Below are 21,347 nucleotides of genomic sequence, written 5' to 3'. Positions count from 1 at the left end.
GTCCTTCATAAGCATTTGCTGGTGCAGGAAGGCGAGCATCGCATCGTCAGCGCCCTGGCCGTAGTGGCCGATAAAGCCGGCAACGACGCAGAAGGCCGCCAGCAGCAGCGCCACGATCCGGGTCTGGAAGCCGACGAGGACCAGCAATCCGGCGATCAGCTCGAACAGGCCGGTGCCCCAGGCGGCGAGCGTCGGCAACGGCAGACCGAGGCCGGCGAAATAGGCTGAAGTGCCGGCGATGTTGGCGAGCGCCTGAAAGCCTGACGGTACGAACATCACGGCAAACAGCAGCCGCGAAACCAGAAGCAATGCGTTGCGAGCCATGGCCACCTCCCTTGCCGGCGCCTGATTGGGTCCGAGCCAGCCACCGCGCAGTCTACGCCTGCGCTGCTGCCGCCGATACCGAACCGGCTACTTCAGACAACGAAAAAGCGGCGCGAAAAATTCCGCGCCGCTTCTGTCAAGACCTGGGAGGGGGCTTGGGAGGGGAGGCTCAGCCGCGCTTGGCGTCGATCGAATAGGCGCCCGGGCCTGAGGAAGCCAGCAAGATGAAGCCGCCGGTGATGGCGAGGTTCTTGAGAAACTGGATCATCTGCATCTGGTCGGCCCAGCCGGTGTGAGCAACCAGCCCGGTGGCGATGGTGAAGACCGCGAGCACCCAGGCGGCAATCCGGGTCTGGAAGCCGACGAGGATGGCAAGGCCGCCGAGCAGTTCGATCAGGCCGACGACAACGGCGGTTACGGTCGGAAAGGGCAGGCCGATACCGCCGAAATAGGCAGCGGTGCCGGAAATGGCGGTGAGCTTGCCGAAACCGGAAAGCAGGAAAATGACCGCGAGCAGGATGCGGCCGAGCAGGATGGTGACAGCGCTGTTGGACGCGGTGCCGGCGCCGGCGGCGGAAGTGTTGATGGACATGGGGACTCTCCGAATGGGTTGAATGCCGGAGAGATAGACGATACCGACTGTTCACCAAAGCCGCCTATCCGGCGACACATCGTTCACAGGTTGTACATTTCCGTGATCGGCCAGGAAGCGCGAAATTTGTGTCGGGTGATGTGGTGACGGGAGCAAATTATCCCGCCGAAAAACACCTTACCCCGGATGCGTCATGTCCTCCGGCCGCACCAGCCGGTCATAGTCGGCCTCGCTGACCAGTCCGGTGGCCAGCGCCTCCTCGCGCAGCGTCGTGCCGTTCTTGTGCGCCGTCTTGGCGATCTTGGCGGCGTTGTCGTAGCCGATGGTCGGCGCAAGCGCCGTCACCAGCATCAGCGAGCGGTCGAGGGCCGCCTTGATATTGTCTTCACGCGCCTCGATGCCGACGACGCAATTGTCCGTGAAGGAGACCGATGCGTCGGCGAGCAGCTGCACCGACTGCAGGAAATTGTAGGCCATCAGCGGGTTGTAGACATTGAGCTCGAAATGGCCTTGGCTGCCGGCGAAGGTCAGCGCTGCGTTGTTGCCGAACACCTGCACGCAGACCTGCGTCATCGCTTCGCACTGCGTTGGATTGACCTTGCCCGGCATGATCGACGAGCCGGGTTCGTTTTCYGGCAGCGACAATTCGCCGAGACCCGAGCGCGGGCCGGAACCGAGGAAGCGGATGTCGTTGGCGACCTTGAACAGCGCGGCGGCCGCCGCGTTGATGGCGCCGTGCGAAAAAACCATGGAATCGTGTGCCGCCAGCGCCTCGAACTTGTTCGGCGCGGTGACGAAGGCGATGCCGGTGATGGCGGCGATGCGGTCAGCCACCCGCTCGGCAAAGCCGACCGGCGCGTTGAGGCCGGTGCCGACAGCGGTGCCGCCCTGCGCCAGTTCCTGCAGGCCGGGCAGCGTCAGTTCGATGCGCTTGATCGATGAGGCGACCTGCGCCGCATAGCCTGAGAATTCCTGGCCCAGCGTCAGCGGCGTGGCATCCTGCGTGTGCGTGCGACCGATCTTGATGATGTGGTTGAACTCTCGGCTCTTGGCGGCAAGCGCCTTGTGCAGGTGCTTCAACGCTGGCAACAAATCGTGCACGATGCGCTCGGCGCAGGCGATGTGCATGGCCGTCGGATAGGTGTCGTTCGACGACTGGCTCATATTGACGTGGTCGTTGGGATGCACCGGCTTCTTCGAGCCCATGACGCCGCCCAGCATCTCGATCGCCCGGTTGGAGATCACCTCATTGGCGTTCATGTTGGATTGCGTGCCCGAGCCGGTCTGCCAGACCACCAGCGGGAAATGGTCGTTGAGCTTGCCGTCAATGACCTCTTGCGCCGCCTCGACAATCGTTTTGCCGATCGCGGGATCGAGGCGCTTCAGCTCCATATTGGCTTCMGCCGCCGCCCGCTTGACGATGCCCAGCGCGCGCACGACCGAAACCGGCTGCTTTTCCCARCCGATCTTGAAATTGCCSAGKGAGCGCTGCGCCTGCGCGCCCCAATAGCGGTCGGCSGCRACCTCGATGGGGCCGAACGTATCGGTTTCGGTTCTGGTCTTTGGCGTGCTCACGGCAAGTCTCCGGTCTGTCGATTTGGGCAACGGCGTATCGCGTTGCACAAATGGCTTCAAGCGGAGATTGCGGGCGGTATGGATGCAAATCGGTTCAAGTCTGGACTGAGAAAGCGCCGTGGCGGCACGAAAGCGCATTTTAGCTTGATGACAGATACCGAGCCGTCAAATACGGTGCCGCGCAACGGAATTCTGATCAGGTAGACGTGGCACACGATTTCCAGCACGACATAGATGCAATCGTACGCATTGATGCCATTCCGACCATTCTCGACGTCGTTTGCCGCACCACTGGAATGGGCTTTGCCGCGGTCGCCCGCGTTACCGAGGATCGCTGGATCGTCTGCAGCGTGCTCGACAATATCGATTTCGGCTTGGCTCCGGGTGGCGAGCTGAAGGTCGAAACCACCATCTGCAACGAGATTCGCGCCAGCCATGAAGCCGTGGTGATTGATAGCGTTGCCGATGATACGGTTTTTTGCGGCCACCACACGCCCGCGCAATATGGTTTTCAGAGCTACATATCGATGCCGATCATCCGCAAGGACGGGCAGTTCTTCGGCACGCTATGCGCCATCGACCCACGTCCGGCGCGGCTGAAGAACCGCGAAATCATCGGCATGTTCAAACTGTTCGCCGAACTGATCGCGGCCCATCTGGACGCGGCCGAGCGGCTGGACGCCGCCCGTGCCGAAACCCTGCACGAGCGCGGCAACAAGGAATTGCGCGAGCAGTTCATCGCGGTCCTCGGTCATGACCTGCGCAACCCGCTCGGCTCGATAGCGTCCGGCGTCAACATGCTGAAGCGCACCGATGACGAGGCGAAGCGCGCGCAGATCCTGGCCCTGATGGAAGGCAGCGTGGTGCGCATGAGCGGGCTCATAGACAATGTGCTCGACTTCGCCCGGACCCCTATGGGCGCGGGGCTGGTGGTCAAGGAGGCCGAGCCGAAACCGCTGGAACCTGTGCTGGAATAGGTGGTGGCGGAATTCCGCTCGGTTCATCCAGATCGTGTGATTGAAACCGAATTCGACGCCGCCACGCCCGTTGCCGCCGACCATTTACGCCTCGCCAGGCTGTTCTCGAACCTGATCGGCAATGCGCTCAATCACGGCGCCGCCGGCACGCCGGTCAGGGTGGGTGCAACGATGACCGAGGGCGAACTTGTCTTCTCGGTGGCCAATTCCGGCAAGCCGATCCCGGCTGAAATGATGGCCAATCTGTTCCAGCCGTTCGTGCGCGGCAAAACCACCCATGAGCAGGGCCTCGGGCTGGGACTCTATATCGCGTCCGAGATTGCCAAGATGCATGGGGGCAAGGTGGAAGCGACATCGACTCCACAAGAGACGCGCTTTGTCTTTCGCATGCCGCTGAAGCACTGATCGCCCGCGTGAATGACTGGCGGCCAGCCCACCGCCTTGCTCCTCAGGCTAGGGGTGGGCCAACGATGTCGATGCCATTGTTTGCGCAGAGCTGTACCAGTGCCGCGATGATCTCCGGTGTCGGCTCCATCCGCGGTGGCAGTTCCGGCCGTTCCGCCGGACGGCTTGCCTGACGCAGCATCGTCTCGAAATCGGAGCCGCGCGTGACGGTGAGGCTGCGCGCGCCTTCGGGCGACTCGACCCTGTAGGTGTGCGGCAGACTTTTCGGTGCGATGACGGTTTCGCCGGCGACGGCAATCCGCTCATGACCATTGATCTGAAAGCGCAGCCGTCCTTCGAGGATATGAAACACCTCGTCCTCATTCCGATGCACATGCAGCGGCGGAGAGTCGCCGCATGGCATGCGATGTTCCACAACGCAGATGCCGTCAGCTCCTGCCTGCGACGAGACGTGGATGGCGACGAGCGTGTTGTTGAACCAAAACAGTTCCTTGCCTGTGATTGTCCCGGAGGTCATTGTCATGGCTCTCTGTTCCTTTTGGGTCGCTTTGCCGACGGGGCGGCGTCGACAACGACCTAATCAGGGACATGCCGGCGATGGAAATCCAATGATCGTATGGGGCGAATTGATGCGATGAATTTGAATGGCCTCGATCTCAATCTCGTCCGGGTGCTCGACGCGCTGCTGCGGGAAAGAAGCGTGACGCGTGCCGGTGAGCAGATTGGCCTCAGCCAGCCGGCCGTCAGCGCGGCGCTCAATCGCTTGCGCCACGCTCTCAACGACCAGCTGTTCGTGCGGCACGGCAACGACATGGTGCCGACGCCGCGCGCGGAGAGCCTGGCCGAGCCGGTGCGCCTGGCACTGCGCGAGATCGAACGCGTCTTCCATTCGGCGCAGTCGTTCGATCCAGCGGAGCTCGAGCGAACCTTCACGCTCATGGGTGCGGATTTCTTTTCCATGCTGCTGATGCCGACGCTGGCGGCGCGCGTCGCGGCCATCGCGCCGCGTGTGTCGTTAAGGTTTCTCGATAGCGCGCGCGGCGATGTTTCGCGGCTGCTTCAGGATGACGAAATCGATGCGGCACTGGAACGTCCGCTGGAGGTCTTGGACTGGGTCTCCAGCGTACCGCTGTTTCATTCGCCATTCGCAATCATTGCGGCGCGGGACAACGCTGCGATCAGGCAGGCGGRGATCGCGGACGGCGAGCTGCTGCCGCTTGAGCTTTTCTGCGAACTGCCCCACGTCCTTCGCTCGATCGACGGCTCGATGTCGGGCTCCACCGACGAGGCGCTCGGCAAGATCGGACGAAAGCGTCGTGTCAGCCTGGCACTGCCGCACTTTCAAGCCGTCGCGTTGGCGGTGGCAAACGGAAACTACCTTTCCGCGGTTCCCAGGCAGTTCGCGGTTTGGGCGGCAAAGACCTTGCCRCTCGCCATGTTTGAACCGCCACTTCCCATCGCTGTCCCTGAAATCAGGATGTATTGGCACGCGCGCCACGACGACGAGCCACCTCATCGCTGGATTCGCAATCAGATCCTGGAAGTTGTCGACGCTCTTGGATTTGTGGAAAGCGCTCAGCGTGAAGTTGCCGGCACGTAACGACCAGACAGTTCACCCAGCCGTATACCCGCCATCGATGGCAAAAATGCCGCCGCTCGTCCACGCGGCCTCGTCGCTGGCGAGATAGACTGCCATGCCTGCGAGGTCGTCGGGGCGGCCGATGCGGCCCAACGGATAGCTGCGTTCGACATAGGCCTTCAGCTCCGCTTGCGCCTCGGCCGGCAGATTGTCGACGGTCTTGCGCCGCATGGCGGTGTCGACCGTGCCCGGCGCGATGGCGTTGACGCGGATGCCGCGCGGGCCGAGCTCGAAGGCCAGCGATTTGGTCAGTGAATTCAATGCGCCCTTGGACAGGGAATAGAGGCTGGATGGCCGCTTCGGGATCATCTTGTTAGCGAAATAGGAGGAGATGTTGATGACAGATGCGCCGGCGCTGAAATGCGGCAGCAGCCCCTGGGTGAGGAAGAACGCCGCCGTCACATTGAGCGCGAAAGAGTGCTGGAACTGCGCCTCGCTGACAGTCTCGAATGGCACGAGGTAGGCGACACCGGCGTTGTTGACGAGAACGTCGAGCGGCCGGCTGGTCTCTTTGACGTGCTCGATAACAGCTGCGATGCCCGGGCTGGTGGCAAGATCGGCCGACAATGTCTCCACCGCACCGGCTCGACCGTGAGCCGTCAGCATCTGGCGCGCGGTTTCGAGCTTGCCGGCGTCGCGGCCGACGATGAGCACATCGGCGCCCTCGCGCAAAAACGCTTCAGCGATCGCCAGGCCGATGCCGTCGGAGCCGCCGGTCACCAGCGTGCGCTTGTCTTGCAGTCTCATCGGATACTCCGAGGTCGCCTTGGCCAATGCCAGAGCACCGCATAGTCGCGGCCGGGGTCAAGCCGCTGGCCTATCCCACGGTATGAACTTCGCCAGTTGCCGACGCCGGGATCGTCTGCCCTTGCATCCGCCGCGCCAACGGGATAGCCGCGTTGATTGAAATGGGTCGCGGCGAGCGTCTTTTAAAAATGACACCACTCAAGACCAGCCTGAAGGCGCTTCCCATGGCCGTCGACGTCGTCGAGGTCGACAGGCGCTTTCTGCCTGGCCTCAACCGCGGCGAGATCCACTGCCGCTTCGAAGGCGGCAAGCTCAAGGTGCGCTCCCGCGCCGCCTGGCTTGAGAGGCATGTGCAGGTCCTGACGTTGATAGCCGAGGCGTTGGCATCCCTGGGCGTCCGCAGCCTGCCACCGTTCTACATGCTGCTTGGCGATACGCCGTCGCGCCGAAGGCATCGCTATTTCCGCACGCGTTTCGCTTTCTCCCAGGCCGACGGCTATGGCGAGGTGGCCGCACCCGATTTCGTTTTCGACGGCTGGCCGGACGCGAAGTTCGGCGACTATGACCAGAAGACGTTGGCGATGGCGGCTGCGTCGGAAGCGCCGCCGCGTGATGACAGGTTATTCTGGGCGGGGCGCTGCATGAACGCTGCCCGCAAAAGGATTGTCGAGATCGCGTCGGCCCGCCCGGACCTGATAGAGGCGTATGACACCGAGGCGAATTACGACGTCGCCACGAACAGGTATTCCAGCAAGTTCATGACGATGGAAGACCAGGTCGCCACCTACAGATACATGATCGATGTCGAAGGGGCGGGTTACAGCGGCCGCTTCAAGATGCTGCTTCACACCAAGCGCGTCGTGCTGCTGCAGGATCGGCCATGGCGCGAATGGTTCTTCGACGATATCGAACCGTTTCGCYACTATGTCCCGGTGGCACGCGACATGTCGGATCTGGCCGAACGCATCGAGTGGCTGCGCGCCAATCCGAAGCTGGAAGCCGAAATAGCCGCGGAGGCGCGGCATTTCGCGCAAGTTCGCCTAACCCGCGCGGCAGCAGTGGCGGCATGGGCAAAGCTCCTGGGGGATCACATCGCCGCCGGTGGCAATCTCAAATCCGGTCTTCAGCGGCGCAACCGCGCGACCGGCTGGCCGGCCTGATAGTCCGGGCCTAAGCGGGGCGGTTTATGCGCCGACGGTTGCGGGCGGCCGCATGGCGAGCCGCGCGCTGACAAAGTCCTTGACCTGGCGGATCGCCTGTTCGCGCGAAACACTGCCCGGTTCCAGGCCGAGSCGCAGCCAAAGCCCGTCGATCARCGCGGTGACGCCAAGCGCGATGTCGTCGGCATCGCTGGGCGAGGCAAGGCCGTGCAGGCCTGACAACAGGTTSGAGCGCATGCGCGCGTGCAGCACSTTCTGGATGCGCGCCAGCKTCTCGTCGCGCGGCACCTCGGCGCAGAGTGAAAGCCAGGCATGGCAAAGAGGCGGCAGGAACAGATGCTCCTCGAAATTGCCATCGATCACCGCATCGAGCCGCTCCATCGGCGTGCGCGCCTGGCGAAGCCGGGCGACGACCGCGTCGCGTAGCACAGCGTTGGCCTCGCGCATCGCATGCTCGAACAATTCCTGCTTGTTGCGGAAATAGTGCAGCACGATGCCCTTGGAGGCGCCGGCGTGGGCGGCCACTTTTTCCAGCGTCGCACCCGCAATGCCCTCGCGCTCCAGCACCGCGAAGGCGGCCTGCCGCAACTCCTTGCGGCGTATGTCACTGAGACGCTTGAGTTTCACGGCTTTGATCCAGGCATTGCGAATCCACGTTGACATTTTCGTCCGCCTAGATCAACAATTGACCAATGGGACAATAAAAAGACCAATTGGTCAATTTAGCGATAGTGAGGAGAGCTGAAATGGTCCGCATGCTTGCAAATGGCGTCTGTCTTGCAGCCTTGATGCTGGGCGCTCATGCGGCCCAAGCGGCCGAGGCCGAGCAGTGCAGGGCGGTCCGCATGGCCGAACCGGGTTGGAACGATCTTGCCTTCACCACCGGCGTCGCCAATGTCTTGCTCGGTGCGCTCGGCTACCAGCCGCAAAGCTCTGTGTTGGGCATCAACGTCATCTACGAAGGCATGAAGAACAACGATCTCGACCTGTTCCTCGGTTATTGGAACCCGGCCATGGTCACCTATTACGAGCCCTACAAGAAGGATGGCTCGGTCGAGAGTGTGCGCGTCAATCTCGAAGGCGCCAAATACACCTTCGCCGTGCCGACCTATGTCTGGGATGCCGGCGTCAAGGATTTTGCCGACCTGCACAAATTCGCCGACAAGTTCGGCAAGAAAATGTACGGCATCGAGCCCGGTTCGAACCAACTGATGATGGACGCCATCGCCGACCCGTCGCTCGATCTTAACGGCTGGCAAGTGGTCGAGTCGAGCGAAGCCGGCATGCTTTCCGAGGTCGGCTATGAGATCAAGGAAAAGCAGTTCATCGTCTTCCAGGGCTGGGCGCCGCATCCGATGAACACCATGTACGACTTCAAATATCTGACCGGTGGCGACAAGTTTTTCGGCCCGAATTTCGGTGCCGCGACGGTGACGACGCAGGTGCGCAAGGGCTATCTCGAGCAGTGCCCGAACGTCGCGCAATTCCTCAAAAATCTCGCCTTCGACRTCGATTTCGARAATGTCGGCATGGGCTACCTGATCAAYGAYGGCMTGAAGCCGGAGGACGGCGCGCTGAAGGCGATCACGGCGAACAAGAACCGCCTTGACGCCTGGCTCGCCGGCGTCACCACCTTCGACGGCAAGCCCGGCCTTGCCGCGGTCAAGGAGAAGCTCGGCCTGTGACATCGGTCGCGCTGGAAGCGGCCCCGGATGCCTGGGCGGAGCAGGACGCCTGGGCCGGCCGCAAGCGAGTCGTCGATCTCGCTGGCGTCGAGATCGCCTATGTCGAAATCGCAGGCGCCGAACCGGCGCTGTTGCTGCTGCATGGCTTCACCGACACCAGCCGCAGCTTTTCACTGCTGGCGCCGTATCTGGCCGGCCGCCGGCTGATCATGCCCGACTTGCGTGGTCACGGCGCGTCACAAGCGGGCAAGGGCTTCGGCATTGAAGACTTCGCCGAAGACATTGCCGGGCTGATCCGGCGTTTGCGGCTCGATCGACCTGTCGTCGTTGGCCATTCGCTTGGCTCCATGGTAGCCATCGCCCTGGCTGCGCGACACAACGATCTCATCGGCGGACTGGTGGTCCTGGCCGGCACGCTGAAACCCGATTTCGCCCGCGATCATCTGCTTGTCGCAGGTGTGCAGGCTTTGCGCGACCCGATATCGCCGGCAGACCCGCTCTATGACTGGTGGCATGCCTGCCGGCCCGGTGTGCCGCAGCCGTTTCTCGCCGGCCTTGCGAAAGACGCTTCAGCAATGCCAGCGGCGCGCTGGCGCGCCATCTTGGAGGAGATTTGCCGGGCCGACCTGACCAGTGCGGCACAAAAGGTGCAGACCCGAGCGCTGATCATCGCCGGCGCTTGCGACCCGCTGTTCGGCGAGGCGCATCAGCAGGCGCTGTCGCGTTGCCTGGCCGGGGCGAGCCTCGTGCGTGCCGAAGCGTGTGGCCACAACCCGCATTGGGAGGATCCGGCCTTTGTCGCCGGGGCCATCGTCGAGGCATTTGAAGCCTAACGTCCGACCAACGATCGCGACGTGGGCGACAGCCGCAAAGTCTCCGTTGGTCTGGTCAGGTCAAGCTGAGTTGCCTGCCAAAAAGCGCGCCATGCCGGCATGGCTTCATGGCGGGCATGCGTCTCGGTGCTGTCGAACCCGGTGACAGAAATGAAGACATTTTCGCTCGCCCGTACCGGCAGGCGCGGAAAGCTGTTTTCGGCATGCTCGGTGACAAAGGCGGCGAGGAAGCGGACGCCTGGTACCCTCATCATGGGCGCCGCCGCGGCCTCGAATCGACTGGCGAAGCTGGTCTCCACTCCGGGCTGCAAATGGTGAATCTGGATGACAACAATGCCGGCCAGCGGCTTGTTTGGAATTGGCTTTTCGCCGATGGCCAAGCCTGCCCGCTCCGTGCCCGAGAGATCAAAACCGGAGCCCGGCCAGGCTGGCTTCAGAAGCAACACATCGTCGGAATCGATCATGGTCGCATTGGCCGCATCGCGGTGCGCAGCCCATACCGGGCCACCATAGAAGGCAGTCAGGGCCTCCTTGCGGGCTTCCATGCTGTCGAAGCCGCGCAGCCAGACGAACATCTCCGGACGGTCCACATCGCGGAACTGGCCGATGATGGTCATTCCGGCCTCTTCCTGACCCTCGATCAACCTGCCGTCGAAGAGGTCGATGAGTGTGTCGCGTTTGCCTGATTACAGTGTGTACTGCCGCAATTCGACGATAGGCGAAGCGAGTGCCACAGGAGCCGCTGAGGCGTTCAGGGGGAAATTCATTAGTTGGTCTCCAGAAACAGGGTGGCCGTCCTGTTTATAAACAGACCGGTTGTCCTGTTTTGTCAAYCTGCTATTGTCGAGCAATGTCAGCAGAGATGATCCTTGGATCAGGCCCACGGCCAGGAAAACGCATCAACGACCCCGAAGGCATGCGCCGGAAAGTCCTCGATGTCGCGGAGGTCGCGTTTCAGGCACGCGGCTATCACGCGTCCAGTCTCGGCGACCTGATGGCGGCGGCAGGGGTCAGCGGTGGCGCGCTGCACCACCATTTCCCCACCAAGAAGGCACTGGCGCTGGCGGTGATCGAAGAGCGCGTGGCGGCGGCGGTCGAGGCGACGTGGATCGCGCCGGTAAAGACAGCTGCTTCGGCGCGCGACGGCGTCCAAGCTGTATTCGCGACCGTGGCGGCGGAACTGGATCAGCAGGGGTTCGTGCGCGGTTGTCCGCTCAACAATCTGGCGCATGAACTGTCGCTCGCCGATCCCGATCTGCGCGCCGCCCTTGCCGGCATCTTTGCGGCATGGCGCCAGGCGATCGCCGACAAGGTCAGGACCGACCAGCAGGAGGGCAGGGAGCAAGGCACCGATCCCCAGCGTTTTGCCGCACTTGCCGTCGCCACCTATTCCGGCGCCATGTCGATGGCCAAGACGGCGCAGGACGCCAGCGTGCTGCGGGACTGCCTGATGGCTCTCGGCGAAGCCTGACCTGCAACCGCGTTACGCGCGCTTGATGGCGTTTGAAGGCGGGCCAACGGACCCGCGCTCGAAGATCGATGTTGGCAGAATGAGCCTTTCCGCCGGGCGCGAATCCCCCTTCAATCGTCGGATGAGCAATTCCGCGACACTCTTGCCAAGCGCGTAGACGGGCTGGTCGATGACGGTAATGGGTGGCGTTGTCACGCTCGTCCAGTCCGCATCATGGAAGGTGATCAGCGAAGTGTCCTCGGGAACCCGCAAGCCGCGCTCGCGGATCACCTTGAATATTTCCAGTGCTATGACGCTGTCGGAGGCAAGGATCGCCGTCGGCCGATCCGGCCCGGACAGCATCTCGTCGGCAACCCGGCGCGTTTCGGCGGGGCTTGTCGCACCAAGGCGAACATAGCGTTCTGGCCGATCAATTCCAGCATCCCGGCACACGGTGAGGAAACCGTCGATGCGCTCGCGAACCGATGAGGTGTAGATTTGCCCGAGATCGCGGTACTCATGCCCTTCGGCGTCGACGGCGGTCACATAGGCGATGTTGCGGTGTCCGGCATCCACAAGAATGCGGGTCGCCCGCATGGCGATGTCGTGATCGTCGACCGTGACTGTATCGACATCCAGATCGGGTAGCGCCCTGTCGAGCAGGGCAAGCGGCCGGCCGGAACGATGGATGTCCCTCAGGTGTGAGATGTCGCGAGATTCCGCCGGCGTGACGATCAGCCCGTCGACACGCTTGCCGATCAACAGCCGCACCGCTGCCTTTTCAACCTCGATCCTCTCGCCGGAGTTGGCCAGAATGACGTTGAACCCGGCTGCCCTTGCCGCGTCGCTGATGCCGCGCACCGCGAGGCTGAAGAACGGGTTCTCGATGTCACCGACAACCACCCCGATGATGCCGGACCGGCCGGTCGTCATGCTGCGAGCCAGCTCGTTCGGACGATAGTCCAGTGCCTTGGCCGCGGCCATGACATCGGCGCGGATCATGTCGCTGACGACGCCGTATCCGCCGAGCACGCGCGCGGCTGTCGCTTTCGACACCTTTGCCGCGCGGGCGACATCGCTGACCGTTATCGACTGGGTCTTGGGCGCGGTTGTTTTCATCGGATGAACGACTACAAGAGTTGTTGACGGAAGGTCAATCTGGCGATAACGATTATCAAAGAGACCGGTCTCAAGCAACAAGAGACCGGTCTCTTTTAGAAAATTGCGAGCCAGGAGGCGTGAGAAACGTCCCGCATAAGCGCGAGATGGCAGGCTCGACGTAAACACCAAGAAGAACAGACCTTCAGAGTGGAGAGAAGACATGAGCAGGATAGGAATTCTCAAGTCGTTGATGTCACCGGTCCAGATTGGCGCGATGGCCCTCATGGCCGTGTGCATGGGCGCCGGGTTGGTTTCGGGAGCAGCCGCCGCGGATGAAAACCCCTATGGTCTTATTGATGCGAAAGTCATCAGCGTCGGTACCATGGGCGATGCCAAACCCTACGCTTTCACCCAAGCGGACGGCACGTTCACCGGCTTCGACATCGAATTGTTCCGCAACGTCGCGAGCCGCCTTGGCTTCAAGCCGGACCAGGTGATCTTCACCGGTCAGGAATTCTCGGCGCTGATGCCTTCGGTTGCGAACGAACGCTTCGATGTCGCGGTCGCGGCAATCGGCACGACGGAAGCGCGCAAGAAGACCGTCGATTTTTCCGACGGGTATCTTGCAGGCTATCTCTCCGTGCTTACCGCCGACAAGGCGATCACGTCGGCGGACGGGCTCAAGGGCAAGCGCCTCGGCGTCGTGCAGGGGACGCTCCAGGAAATCTATGCGGCGAAGAACTTTGTCGGAACCGATCTCGTCAAATTCCCCGACAACAATTCCGCCGTCTCAGCACTCAACAACGGAACCGTCGACGCGCATTTCCTCGATTATGAGGCCGCCAAGGACTATGGCGTTCGCTATCCGAACCTGAAGATCGCGGTCAATATTCCTTCCTTCGACGCGCCGGCTGGCTTCRTGCTGCGCAAGGGTAACGACAAGTTTCGCGAGGCATTGAACACTGCCCTTCATGCGGCCATGCAGGACGGCACTTGGAAGACGCTTTACGAGAAGTGGTTCCCCGGTTCGCCGATGCCCGACCAATATCTCCCCAAGAAGTAAACCGCGCGTCCAGCCGCCGGCCTTGACGGCCGGCGGCTGGACGACACGCCGTTGCGCCTGATTTCCTGATGGCACGAATGGCGCAGTGAAAAAGGGGACCGAATGAACTGGCTCGAAAACCTGCGGCGCAGTTTCCTCGACTGGCAGGCCATGGCGGACGTGCTGCCGAGCATGATCACCATCGGATTGAAGAACACCTTGATCCTCGCGGCCGCGTCCACGGTACTGGGTGTCATTCTCGGCATGATCCTGGCGGTCATGGGCATATCGCAATCGCGCTGGCTGCGCATTCCCGCCCGGGTCTACACCGATATTTTCCGTGGCCTTCCGGCGATCGTCACCATCCTGCTGATTGGCCAGGGCTTTGCCCGCATCGGCCGTGAAATCTTTGGGCCTTCACCCTTTCCGCTCGGCATTCTCGCCCTCAGCCTGATCGCCGGCGCCTATATCGGCGAAATCTTCCGCTCGGGCATCCAGAGCGTCGAGCGCGGGCAGATGGAGGCCTGCAGGGCGCTCAGCATGAGCTACGGCCAAGGCATGCGCCTGATCGTGATACCGCAAGGCATCCGCCGAGTTCTGCCGGCCCTGGTCAATCAGTTCATCGGCAACGTCAAGGATTCGAGCCTTGTCTACTTCCTCGGTCTGCTCGCGTCGGAGCGCGAGATTTTCCGTGTCGGTCAGGACCAGGCGGTGGTCACCGGAAACCTCTCGCCATTGCTTCTGGCCGGCGTGTTCTATCTCGTCATCACCGTGCCGTTGACCCATGTGGTCAACTACATCGACAACTCGCTGCGGGTCGGAAAGCAGAAGGCCGGCCTCGTCACCAGCGGCCTTGCCGAAGTGAGCGAGTTGGAGAGCGCCACCGGCAGCCCACTCTCTGAGGCCAGCCCTGAAGGCAGCACGGCGCTGCCCCGGTTCAAGGGCGGCAGTCTCACCATCACCGATCTCGACATGGCCTACGGCGATCTCGATGTTCTCAAAGGCGTCAGCCTGGCGGTCAAGCCGGGCACGGTCACATGCGTCATTGGTCCATCGGGTTCGGGCAAGTCGACCTTGCTGCGCTGCCTCAACCGGCTGGTCGAGCCCAAGGGCGGTGACGTGTTGCTCGATGGCGCCAGCATCCTGGCGATGAAGCCTGAAAAACTGCGCCGGCGCGTCGGCATGGTTTTCCAGCAGTTCAACCTGTTTCCCGACCACACGGCCCTCGAAAACGTCATGCTATCGCTGACCAAGGTAAAAGGTCTCTCGATACAGGAAGCTGAGCGCATCGCCGAGGCACGCCTTGCCGATGTCGGGCTTGCCGCCCGCAAACACCATCGTCCCGGAAGCCTATCCGGTGGCCAGCAGCAGCGTGTGGCGATCGCTCGCGCCCTGGCAATGGACCCGGAGGTCATCCTGTTCGACGAAGTGACGAGCGCGCTCGATCCCGAATTGGTGAAGGGCGTGCTCAACCTCATGGCGGACCTCGGCCGGCGCGGCATGACAATGGTCGTGGTGACTCATGAGATGGGCTTTGCCCGCAAGGTCGCCGATCAGGTCGTCTTCATGGATGAAGGCCGCGTCGTCGAGGCCGGCACGCCTGCCGCGATCTTCGACACTCCGAACAGCACGCGTCTGAAGCACTTCCTTGCCGAAGTGCTTTGATCGCGCATGAGCCATGAGACGGCCGCCCAATCCAACCTCCACCAGTGAAAGAATATCCCATGGCTACGTTACGTCAGGTCTCGAAGGTCGTTGTTGTCGGCGGCGGCATTTTCGGTGTCTCCTCGGCCGTTCATCTTGCAAGGCTCGGCATCGAAACCGTTCTGGTCAATGATGGACCGCTCGCCAAGGGAGCTTCAAGCCGCTCGCTCGCCTGGATCAATTCCGCGCGCAAGCGCTCGGCTGAGTATCATCGCCTGCGCATGATCGGTATCGACCGCTATCGCACGCTGTCGGCGAGATATCCGGATGCCGCCTGGCTGCGTTTCGACGGCGGCCTGACATGGGATGCGGACGACGCCTCGAACGAGATCGCGGATGTCTTCGCTCATGAAAAGGGCCTCGGCTATGATGCGCAACACCTCTCCGCGGACGCCATCGCGTCAGTCGTGCCAGGTGTCTCCGCGAGCGCTGTCACGCCTCAAGGCGCGATCTTCAACCCGGGCGAGGGCTGGGTCGACCTGCCGTCGCTGATCGAGATATTGATTGCTGAATTCGTGGCGCGTGGCGGCCGACTGGTCACCGATGCGGGAAGCGCCGCTGTTACTGTCGTCGACGGTCGCGCAACCGGCGTTGTCACGACAAGCGGCACCAGCTTCGCTGCCGATGCAGTACTGCTGGCGACAGGTGCTGACGTGCCGAGAATGGTTGCGGACTCCGGCAAGCATATCGCCGACGGGACGCCGATCGCTTTGCTGGTCAGGACCAAGCCGGTCAACTTGCCGCTTCGTGCCGTGCTCAACACGCCGCGCGTCGCCATCCGGCCGACGCCGAATGGAGCCCTCGCGCTCGATTCCGCCTGGTCGGAAGAAGAGGTGGTCGTCAATTCGGATGGCACATATAGCGTGAGGGATTCGACTGTTCAGGGGCTTCTGAACGAAGCTTCGAATGTTCTCGATGGTCATCCAAGGTTGGAATTGGAGAGCTACGGTGTCGGGCCCAAGCCGATCCCCGGAGACGGCGAGCCGGTCTTCGGCCAGTTGAAGGACATCGAGGGATACTACGTCGCCTTCAGCCACAGCGGCGCGACGCTTGGCCTGATCGCCGGCGAACTGCTTGCCGGCGAGATCGCCAGCGGCAGTGAACATCCGCTGCTTGCGAACTTCCGTCCAAGCCGCTTTTGATGAGACCCGTCTAAGGGTTTCCTGCGCACCAGCGGAGCGCATACGGCTTTCGGAAAAGATCATGCTCAAACGCGCAGATCGAATCCCTATTCCGTCAGCGGCTTGATCGTCTCGTAGCCGTTCACCGATTCCTTGCTGGTGCCTTCATCATAGCGCCGGGCAAGAGAGGCCTGCAGATCGGGCGCATAGAGCGCGGTGAATGCATCGAGCGTCTCGCCGGCCCCATTCTTGAAGGTCTCGTTGACGGCGAGCACATTGTATTTGCAGTCGCCCAGGCTGAATGTTTCCTTGCCCTTGACGACCAGTGTGAGCGTCTTCGTGGCCTTGGGCTGCTTGTCCGGCGACAGCTCGACGAACTCGATCGTGCTCTTGGCTCCCGTCTTCAGCGGAAACAGTTTTCGCAGATCGGAAAACGGGATCATTGCCGCCCGGCCGGTGTCGCTGTCGCGAACCACCTCGATCAGGCCGGCAAACAGGAACTGCTTTTGCGGCGATTGCGATTCGTAGGTGTTGGCGACGGAGACCATTCCGCCCGCCACGGGCCGAAACTCGCTTTGGATGCCGGGCCGCGCCAGGATGAAGCCGTTTTTCGCGGACTTCGCATCGACGCACGGGCCGGCAAGCGCAACACTTGCCGGCAGCAAAACCGCCAAAGCCATGCCGATAGACGCGCTCTTCATAGCACTCCCCCGTATCTTCCAAATAGAATGCAAGTTCAGGTAGAAGTGGCAGACGTTCATTGCGATGTCGATGGTCAAGCCAGTCGCGACATTGCCGAAACTGGACGGACAGACGCCGCTTGTGCTGAATTCCGCCAATGATGAATCACCGATGGCCAAAATTGCTTTCACGACGCAGCTTTCTGATGCAGGCCGCCGGCCTTGCCGCGGCTGGTGCGCTTTCACGCCCGGCGTTCAGCCAGACGGGGCAACGCATCCAGCCTATCGACGCCACCTTCCTGTTCATCGCCGATGTCCATGCCTGCCGCATGGCGAGCGGCCTGAGCCCCAACTGCCTGCAGGAGGGCAAGACCGACGCCGCACTGCTGCGCAACGTTGCGGCATTGAACGCCGTCGGCGACAAGGACTGGCCGGTGGAGATCAACGGCATCGCCACCGGCTTGCGTTCGGCCGGCAGCCGGATCGGCATGCCGCTCGGCCTTGTCGTCGGCGGTGACATCACCGACGATGGCGGAGGCCAGATCACCCAGCCGAGCGAAGGCACGCAACTGCTGCAATTCAGCCAGCGCTATAGCCAGGGCGTTGGCCCGGATCGCGTCCACATGCCGGTCTATGTCGGGCTCGGCAACCACGATCTCGACCAGAACGGTCCGTCGCACCATGTCGACTGGTATCGGCGCGAACTGCGCGACTATGTCGAGGTCAACCACCGCGCCGGCGTGTTCTTCAAGCCGCCGGTGCCGGCCACCGACTACGATGTCGATACCGACTGTTATTCATGGGACTGGGGCGGCCTGCATCTCGTTCAGACGCATCGTTTCGCCGGCGACACCGGCCACGGCGCCGAATCGAGCCTGCCGTGGCTCAAGCAGGATCTGGCGACCTATGCGGCGGACGGCCGCCCGGTCATCCTGTTCCAGCACTATGGCTGGGACACGTTTTCGACGGAGCGGTGGGATCCTGCCAAGCGCACCTATAATGATGACGGCGCCGGCCCGCCGCACTGGTGGGGCGAGGCCGACAGGCAGGCGCTTCTGGCAGCATTGAAAGGCTACAATGTCGTCGGCATCTTCCATGGCCACCAGCATGACACSYCGCTGATCTAYCGYCGCGACGGGCTCGAYYTGTTCAAGCCGAAGGCYGCCTATATGGGCGGTTTCGCCGTGGCCAGAGTGACCAGCGATGGCATGGACGTCGTGTTGGGCGAGGCAACCGATGACTACGGCGGCGTCGCCTTCACCAACGCCTTCAGCAAGGGATGGAGCACATGAAAAAGGCGGCCTTGGCGGCCGCCTTTTTCATGTGTGCATTTTCGATGCGGGATCAGAACGCCTTCTTGACCTTGGCCTTCACGTCGCCATAGGCCTTCTGCACTTTGCCCGCGACCTTGTCGGCCATGCCTTCAACCTGGGTCCGCCTATTCCCGGTCGCTTTGCCGGCGGCCTGTTTTACCGAGCCTTTGATCTGCTTGGCCATGCCGGCAACCTGATCCCTTTTCACCACTTTCGCATCTCCTGGGAGTCCTGAATTCGGGGGAATTCATCCGCGCCAATAAACGGACTGGCATCGTTTAGGTTCCAGGCATCGCACCGGAACCAGACGAAACGCGCGTGGCCGCTTCCGGCGGCTGGGCAGGCAGGCTAGGCTGTGGATACGCGCCGACCAATCGTGCGCACGGGGAGAAAAATGGCGGAATTCAAGCTCTACATCGGCAATAAATGCTTCTCCTCATGGTCGCTGCGGCCATGGGTGGCGATGAGGCATCTGGAGATCCCGTTCGAGGAAGACCTTGTGCGGCTGCGCACGCCCGAGACCTTTGCCAATCTGGCGAAAGTGTCGCCGACCGGTCAGGTGCCGGTGCTGAATCACAATGGCAGGGTTGTCTGGGAAACCCTTGCCATCCTTGAATATCTCGCCGACCTGTTTCCCGAGAAAAAGCTGTGGCCGGCCGACATCGGCGCCCGCGCGCTGGCMCGCGCGGYGGCGACCGAGATGCATTCCGGYTTTCGCGAGGTCCGCTAYGGCTGGCCGATGAAYYTGCGCCGKCCSARGGGGCACAAGCCGCTCGATGCCGAAGGCGAGGTRCAACGGGCGCGCATCGARGCGMTSTGGCGAGAGTGCCGCGAACARTACGGCAAGGGCGGCCCCTTCCTGTTTGGCCATTTCACYGCGGCCGACGCCATGTACGCGCCGGTCGTCACCCGCTTCGACACCTATGGCGGCGAACTGGCCCCGGATACACGCGCCTATGTCGATGCCGTGCTGGCAACACCGGCCATGCGGCAATGGTACGCGGAAGCGGCCAAAGAGCCGTGGCCGGAACCGGGTCCTGATGAATAGGTCGACTGACGACATGCCAGGGGGAGGGACCCATGGCCAGCAGTGACGGGCAGCGCGAGGCAACAGTGCCAGTGATCTTCCATTGCCGGCTGGTCCCGCCACGGCCCGACTTCGCCTTCACCATGACGGAGGAGGAGAGGGAACTGATGGGCCGGCATGCCGAATACCTGCGCGGCAAGCTGCGCGAGGGGACCATGATCTTGGCTGGCCCGGTCTCCGACCCAGCCGGCCCTTGGGGCCTGCTGATCCTGCGTGTCGGCAGCGAGGCCGAGGCAAAGGCGGTGACCGATGGCGATCCGGTGGCAAAGTCAGGTCGCGGTTTTCGCTATGAGATCCTGCCGATGATCAGCACGATCATGTAGAGCTATACTGCAAGCTAACGGTGGGCTCAGGCCACAGGCCGCGAAATCCCTCGAACCATGACGCAAGGCCTGTATTGGCCAACCGGCAACGGCAAGCCGCTGCAACCGGCCACAGCCATAAGTGGAACGGAACGTTAAGCGAGCGTGTGTTTCCATCCAGAAGTGTCAGGGGTGGCAACATGACGGATGTCGAGAAGGAGGGTGTCGGGCTCTCCGAACTGGTCAGCGCTCTAAGCTATGCGCTCGATATCAGCGAAGGCCATCCGACAGGGCACTGCGTCCGCGCCTGCTGGATCGGCTTTCATATCGGCCGCGAGATCGGCCTGTCGCAGACAGAGCTTTCACATCTCTACTATACGCTTCTGCTCAAGGATGTCGGTTGCAGCAGCAATGCGGCGCGCATCTGCAGCCTCTATCTCGCAGATGACATCGCCCTGAAGCACGATTTCCATCTCGTCAATGACAGCCTGCCGCAGATCCTGCGCTTCGTGCTGTCGCGGACAGGAATGAAGGCGAAACTGGCGGAACGGTTCCGTGCGCTGCTCAACATCGCCATGAACGGCGGCAGCATCGCCAACGAGCTGTTCCAGACCCGTTGCCAGACCGGCGCCGAGATTGTCCGGCAGATGCGGTTTCCGGAACCCGTGGCGAAAGGCGTCATGGACCTAGACGAGCACTGGAACGGGCAGGGCCAGCCGGCTCGCCTGGCCGGTGAAGCGATATCGCCTCTTGCGCGCATCGCGCTTATCGCCCAGATCGCCGACGTCTTCTACGCCAGTGCCGGCGCCGAGGGAGCGATCGCCGAATTGCGCACACGTTCCGGTACCTGGTTCGAACCGCGACTTGTCGCGGCGTGTGAACGGGCGGCTGGCGCGCCAGGCTTCTGGGCGATGCTCGATTCGCCCGAGCTTGCGATTGCGGTGATCGAACTGTCACCGGGGGACGAGCGTCTGCCGATCAACGATGACTATCTGGATGATGTCGCCGCTGCCTTCGCCAAGGTGGTCGACGCCAAATCGCCTTTCACCAACGGCCACAGCGAACGCGTCGCCCTGTTCACCGACCTGATTGCCGAAGGACTTGGCCTGGATGACCAACGTCGGCGGCGGCTGAAACGTGCCGCCTTGCTGCATGACATCGGCAAGCTCGGCGTTTCCAACCAGATACTCGACAAGCCTGGCAAACTCGACGAAGCCGAATGGGCGGCCGTGCGCCATCATCCAGCGCTTGGCGAGATCATCCTGTCGCGGATTGGTGCGTTCAGCGAGCTTTCGCGTATCGCCGGCGCGCATCACGAAAGGCTCGACGGCAAGGGTTATCCGCGCGGTGTGGGCGCGGATGCGATCGACCTCGATACCCGCATCGTCACCACAGCCGACATCTTCGATGCGCTGACGGCTGAGCGTCCGTATCGCGCGGCGATGCCGGTGTCGAAAGCCTTCGAGGTTATGGCTGGCGATATCGGCACGGCCATCGATCCGGCCTGCTTCGAGGCGTTGCAGCGCGCTGTCCTGCAGCTGGATCGGATGGCAGCCTGAAGGCATGGCTTTTGCGGCCTGGTGGCCAAGATTTGACATCACGGCAAAATA

At 62.3% G+C, this 21,347-nt stretch carries 24 protein-coding genes; 14 read left to right on the top strand and 10 right to left on the bottom strand.

Going from position 1 to position 21,347, the window contains the following annotated elements; all coding sequences use genetic code 11:
* The 3 genes from AC1DX0_RS08025 to fumC form a co-directional block, all read right to left on the bottom strand.
* On the bottom strand, positions 1-324 hold a 324-nt coding region (locus AC1DX0_RS08025; protein WP_477354963.1), incomplete at its 3' end, for a DoxX family protein.
* A 169-nt stretch (positions 325-493) separates the two neighbouring features.
* Complete coding sequence (locus tag AC1DX0_RS08020) at positions 494-916, bottom strand: DoxX family protein (RefSeq protein ID WP_477219262.1); 423 nt, start codon at positions 914-916, stop codon at positions 494-496.
* A gap of 177 nt (positions 917-1,093) precedes the next feature.
* Entirely contained in the window at positions 1,094-2,491 is a 1,398-nt protein-coding gene (gene fumC / locus AC1DX0_RS08015) for a class II fumarate hydratase (protein ID WP_477219261.1), read from the bottom strand.
* A 206-nt stretch (positions 2,492-2,697) separates the two neighbouring features.
* Between fumC and AC1DX0_RS08010 the strand changes: the two genes are divergently transcribed.
* Together AC1DX0_RS08010 and AC1DX0_RS08005 are read left to right on the top strand one after the other, a co-directional pair.
* Positions 2,698-3,468 carry a sensor histidine kinase gene (locus AC1DX0_RS08010; protein WP_477219260.1) on the top strand — a complete coding sequence of 257 codons (771 nt, stop codon included), beginning with the start codon at positions 2,698-2,700 and terminating at the stop codon, positions 3,466-3,468.
* A gap of 3 nt (positions 3,469-3,471) precedes the next feature.
* Positions 3,472-3,873 carry a sensor histidine kinase gene (locus AC1DX0_RS08005; protein WP_477219259.1) on the top strand — a complete coding sequence of 134 codons (402 nt, stop codon included), beginning with the start codon at positions 3,472-3,474 and terminating at the stop codon, positions 3,871-3,873.
* A 43-nt stretch (positions 3,874-3,916) separates the two neighbouring features.
* Here the strand turns inward: AC1DX0_RS08005 and AC1DX0_RS08000 are convergent, their stop codons facing one another.
* The gene (locus AC1DX0_RS08000) at positions 3,917-4,396 is read right to left on the bottom strand and encodes a cupin domain-containing protein (protein ID WP_477219258.1); all 480 of its coding nucleotides are present in this window, start codon (positions 4,394-4,396) and stop codon (positions 3,917-3,919) included.
* 111 nt (positions 4,397-4,507) lie between these two features.
* Between AC1DX0_RS08000 and AC1DX0_RS07995 the strand changes: the two genes are divergently transcribed.
* A complete protein-coding gene (locus tag AC1DX0_RS07995; RefSeq protein ID WP_477354960.1) occupies positions 4,508-5,473 on the top strand; it encodes a LysR family transcriptional regulator in 966 nt (321 codons plus the stop codon).
* Between the two features lie 12 nt (positions 5,474-5,485).
* Here the strand turns inward: AC1DX0_RS07995 and AC1DX0_RS07990 are convergent, their stop codons facing one another.
* Entirely contained in the window at positions 5,486-6,259 is a 774-nt protein-coding gene (locus tag AC1DX0_RS07990) for an SDR family NAD(P)-dependent oxidoreductase (protein WP_477219256.1), read from the bottom strand.
* A 188-nt stretch (positions 6,260-6,447) separates the two neighbouring features.
* Here AC1DX0_RS07990 and AC1DX0_RS07985 point away from each other — a divergent pair, with 188 nt between their 5' ends.
* A complete protein-coding gene (locus AC1DX0_RS07985) occupies positions 6,448-7,419 on the top strand; it encodes a glycosyl transferase family 90 (protein ID WP_477354957.1) in 972 nt (323 codons plus the stop codon).
* 24 nt (positions 7,420-7,443) lie between these two features.
* Here AC1DX0_RS07985 and betI read toward each other — a convergent pair whose 3' ends face one another.
* A complete protein-coding gene (betI, locus tag AC1DX0_RS07980; RefSeq protein ID WP_477354954.1) occupies positions 7,444-8,082 on the bottom strand; it encodes a choline-binding transcriptional repressor BetI in 639 nt (212 codons plus the stop codon).
* An 83-nt stretch (positions 8,083-8,165) separates the two neighbouring features.
* On the opposite strand from betI, the gene choX reads away from it, so the two are divergent.
* Both choX and AC1DX0_RS07970 read left to right on the top strand, forming a co-directional pair.
* A complete protein-coding gene (gene choX, locus AC1DX0_RS07975; RefSeq protein ID WP_477354952.1) occupies positions 8,166-9,104 on the top strand; it encodes a choline ABC transporter substrate-binding protein in 939 nt (312 codons plus the stop codon).
* On the top strand, positions 9,101-9,937 hold the full coding sequence (locus AC1DX0_RS07970; RefSeq protein WP_477219252.1) for an alpha/beta fold hydrolase: 837 nt from the start codon (positions 9,101-9,103) through the stop codon (positions 9,935-9,937). The genes choX and AC1DX0_RS07970 overlap by 4 nt, the downstream gene beginning before the upstream one ends.
* Here the strand turns inward: AC1DX0_RS07970 and AC1DX0_RS07965 are convergent.
* Positions 9,934-10,554: an NIPSNAP family protein gene (locus tag AC1DX0_RS07965; RefSeq protein ID WP_477219251.1), complete on the bottom strand. Its 621-nt coding sequence runs from the start codon at positions 10,552-10,554 to the stop codon at positions 9,934-9,936. The two genes, AC1DX0_RS07970 and AC1DX0_RS07965, sit on opposite strands and share 4 nt — an antisense overlap.
* Before the next feature lie 299 nt (positions 10,555-10,853).
* Here AC1DX0_RS07965 and AC1DX0_RS07960 point away from each other — a divergent pair, with 299 nt between their 5' ends.
* Positions 10,854-11,408 (top strand): TetR/AcrR family transcriptional regulator, encoded by a 555-nt coding sequence (locus tag AC1DX0_RS07960; RefSeq protein ID WP_477219250.1) that lies wholly within the window; start codon positions 10,854-10,856, stop codon positions 11,406-11,408.
* 12 nt (positions 11,409-11,420) lie between these two features.
* Here AC1DX0_RS07960 and AC1DX0_RS07955 read toward each other — a convergent pair whose 3' ends face one another.
* The gene (locus AC1DX0_RS07955; RefSeq protein WP_477219773.1) at positions 11,421-12,506 is read right to left on the bottom strand and encodes a LacI family DNA-binding transcriptional regulator; all 1,086 of its coding nucleotides are present in this window, start codon (positions 12,504-12,506) and stop codon (positions 11,421-11,423) included.
* A gap of 256 nt (positions 12,507-12,762) precedes the next feature.
* Between AC1DX0_RS07955 and AC1DX0_RS07950 the strand changes: the two genes are divergently transcribed.
* The 3 genes from AC1DX0_RS07950 to AC1DX0_RS07940 all read left to right on the top strand — a co-directional run bounded on the left by AC1DX0_RS07950 (position 12,763) and on the right by AC1DX0_RS07940 (position 16,376).
* The gene (locus AC1DX0_RS07950; RefSeq protein WP_477354949.1) at positions 12,763-13,551 is read left to right on the top strand and encodes an ABC transporter substrate-binding protein; all 789 of its coding nucleotides are present in this window, start codon (positions 12,763-12,765) and stop codon (positions 13,549-13,551) included.
* Between the two features lie 102 nt (positions 13,552-13,653).
* A complete protein-coding gene (locus AC1DX0_RS07945) occupies positions 13,654-15,195 on the top strand; it encodes an amino acid ABC transporter permease/ATP-binding protein (RefSeq protein ID WP_477219248.1) in 1,542 nt (513 codons plus the stop codon).
* A gap of 59 nt (positions 15,196-15,254) precedes the next feature.
* On the top strand, positions 15,255-16,376 hold the full coding sequence (locus AC1DX0_RS07940) for an NAD(P)/FAD-dependent oxidoreductase (protein ID WP_477219247.1): 1,122 nt from the start codon (positions 15,255-15,257) through the stop codon (positions 16,374-16,376).
* Positions 16,377-16,462: 86 nt separating this feature from the next.
* Here the strand turns inward: AC1DX0_RS07940 and AC1DX0_RS07935 are convergent, their stop codons facing one another.
* On the bottom strand, positions 16,463-17,056 hold the full coding sequence (locus AC1DX0_RS07935; RefSeq protein WP_477219246.1) for a hypothetical protein: 594 nt from the start codon (positions 17,054-17,056) through the stop codon (positions 16,463-16,465).
* 137 nt (positions 17,057-17,193) lie between these two features.
* On the opposite strand from AC1DX0_RS07935, the gene AC1DX0_RS07930 reads away from it, so the two are divergent.
* On the top strand, positions 17,194-18,327 hold the full coding sequence (locus AC1DX0_RS07930; RefSeq protein WP_477354946.1) for a metallophosphoesterase: 1,134 nt from the start codon (positions 17,194-17,196) through the stop codon (positions 18,325-18,327).
* A gap of 52 nt (positions 18,328-18,379) precedes the next feature.
* Here the strand turns inward: AC1DX0_RS07930 and AC1DX0_RS07925 are convergent, their stop codons facing one another.
* Positions 18,380-18,559 (bottom strand): CsbD family protein, encoded by a 180-nt coding sequence (locus AC1DX0_RS07925; RefSeq protein WP_477219244.1) that lies wholly within the window; start codon positions 18,557-18,559, stop codon positions 18,380-18,382.
* 183 nt (positions 18,560-18,742) lie between these two features.
* Between AC1DX0_RS07925 and AC1DX0_RS07920 the strand changes: the two genes are divergently transcribed.
* The 3 genes from AC1DX0_RS07920 to AC1DX0_RS07910 all read left to right on the top strand — a co-directional run bounded on the left by AC1DX0_RS07920 (position 18,743) and on the right by AC1DX0_RS07910 (position 21,296).
* On the top strand, positions 18,743-19,396 hold the full coding sequence (locus tag AC1DX0_RS07920) for a glutathione S-transferase family protein (RefSeq protein ID WP_477354943.1): 654 nt from the start codon (positions 18,743-18,745) through the stop codon (positions 19,394-19,396).
* Between the two features lie 32 nt (positions 19,397-19,428).
* Positions 19,429-19,758 (top strand): YciI family protein, encoded by a 330-nt coding sequence (locus AC1DX0_RS07915; protein WP_477219242.1) that lies wholly within the window; start codon positions 19,429-19,431, stop codon positions 19,756-19,758.
* A 179-nt stretch (positions 19,759-19,937) separates the two neighbouring features.
* Positions 19,938-21,296 carry an HD-GYP domain-containing protein gene (locus tag AC1DX0_RS07910; RefSeq protein ID WP_477219241.1) on the top strand — a complete coding sequence of 453 codons (1,359 nt, stop codon included), beginning with the start codon at positions 19,938-19,940 and terminating at the stop codon, positions 21,294-21,296.
* The last annotated feature ends 51 nt before the right edge of the window (positions 21,297-21,347 follow it).

This window comes from Mesorhizobium sp. P3_A9 (assembly GCF_056402975.1).
Note: the sequence above shows the minus strand (reverse complement) of the source record. Positions and strands in the feature narration are given on the sequence as shown.

Coding starts and splice junctions, on each gene's coding strand:
- AC1DX0_RS07990 (WP_477219256.1), bottom strand. CDS start 6,259: ATGAGACTGCAAGACAAGCGCACGCTGGTGACCGGCGGCTCCGACGGC.
- AC1DX0_RS07915 (WP_477219242.1), top strand. CDS start 19,429: ATGGCCAGCAGTGACGGGCAGCGCGAGGCAACAGTGCCAGTGATCTTC.
- AC1DX0_RS07955 (WP_477219773.1), bottom strand. CDS start 12,506: ATGAAAACAACCGCGCCCAAGACCCAGTCGATAACGGTCAGCGATGTC.
- AC1DX0_RS07935 (WP_477219246.1), bottom strand. CDS start 17,056: ATGAAGAGCGCGTCTATCGGCATGGCTTTGGCGGTTTTGCTGCCGGCA.
- AC1DX0_RS07910 (WP_477219241.1), top strand. CDS start 19,938: ATGACGGATGTCGAGAAGGAGGGTGTCGGGCTCTCCGAACTGGTCAGC.
- AC1DX0_RS08000 (WP_477219258.1), bottom strand. CDS start 4,396: ATGACAATGACCTCCGGGACAATCACAGGCAAGGAACTGTTTTGGTTC.
- AC1DX0_RS07940 (WP_477219247.1), top strand. CDS start 15,255: ATGGCTACGTTACGTCAGGTCTCGAAGGTCGTTGTTGTCGGCGGCGGC.
- AC1DX0_RS08020 (WP_477219262.1), bottom strand. CDS start 916: ATGTCCATCAACACTTCCGCCGCCGGCGCCGGCACCGCGTCCAACAGC.
- AC1DX0_RS07945 (WP_477219248.1), top strand. CDS start 13,654: ATGAACTGGCTCGAAAACCTGCGGCGCAGTTTCCTCGACTGGCAGGCC.
- AC1DX0_RS07965 (WP_477219251.1), bottom strand. CDS start 10,554: ATGACCATCATCGGCCAGTTCCGCGATGTGGACCGTCCGGAGATGTTC.
- AC1DX0_RS07960 (WP_477219250.1), top strand. CDS start 10,854: ATGCGCCGGAAAGTCCTCGATGTCGCGGAGGTCGCGTTTCAGGCACGC.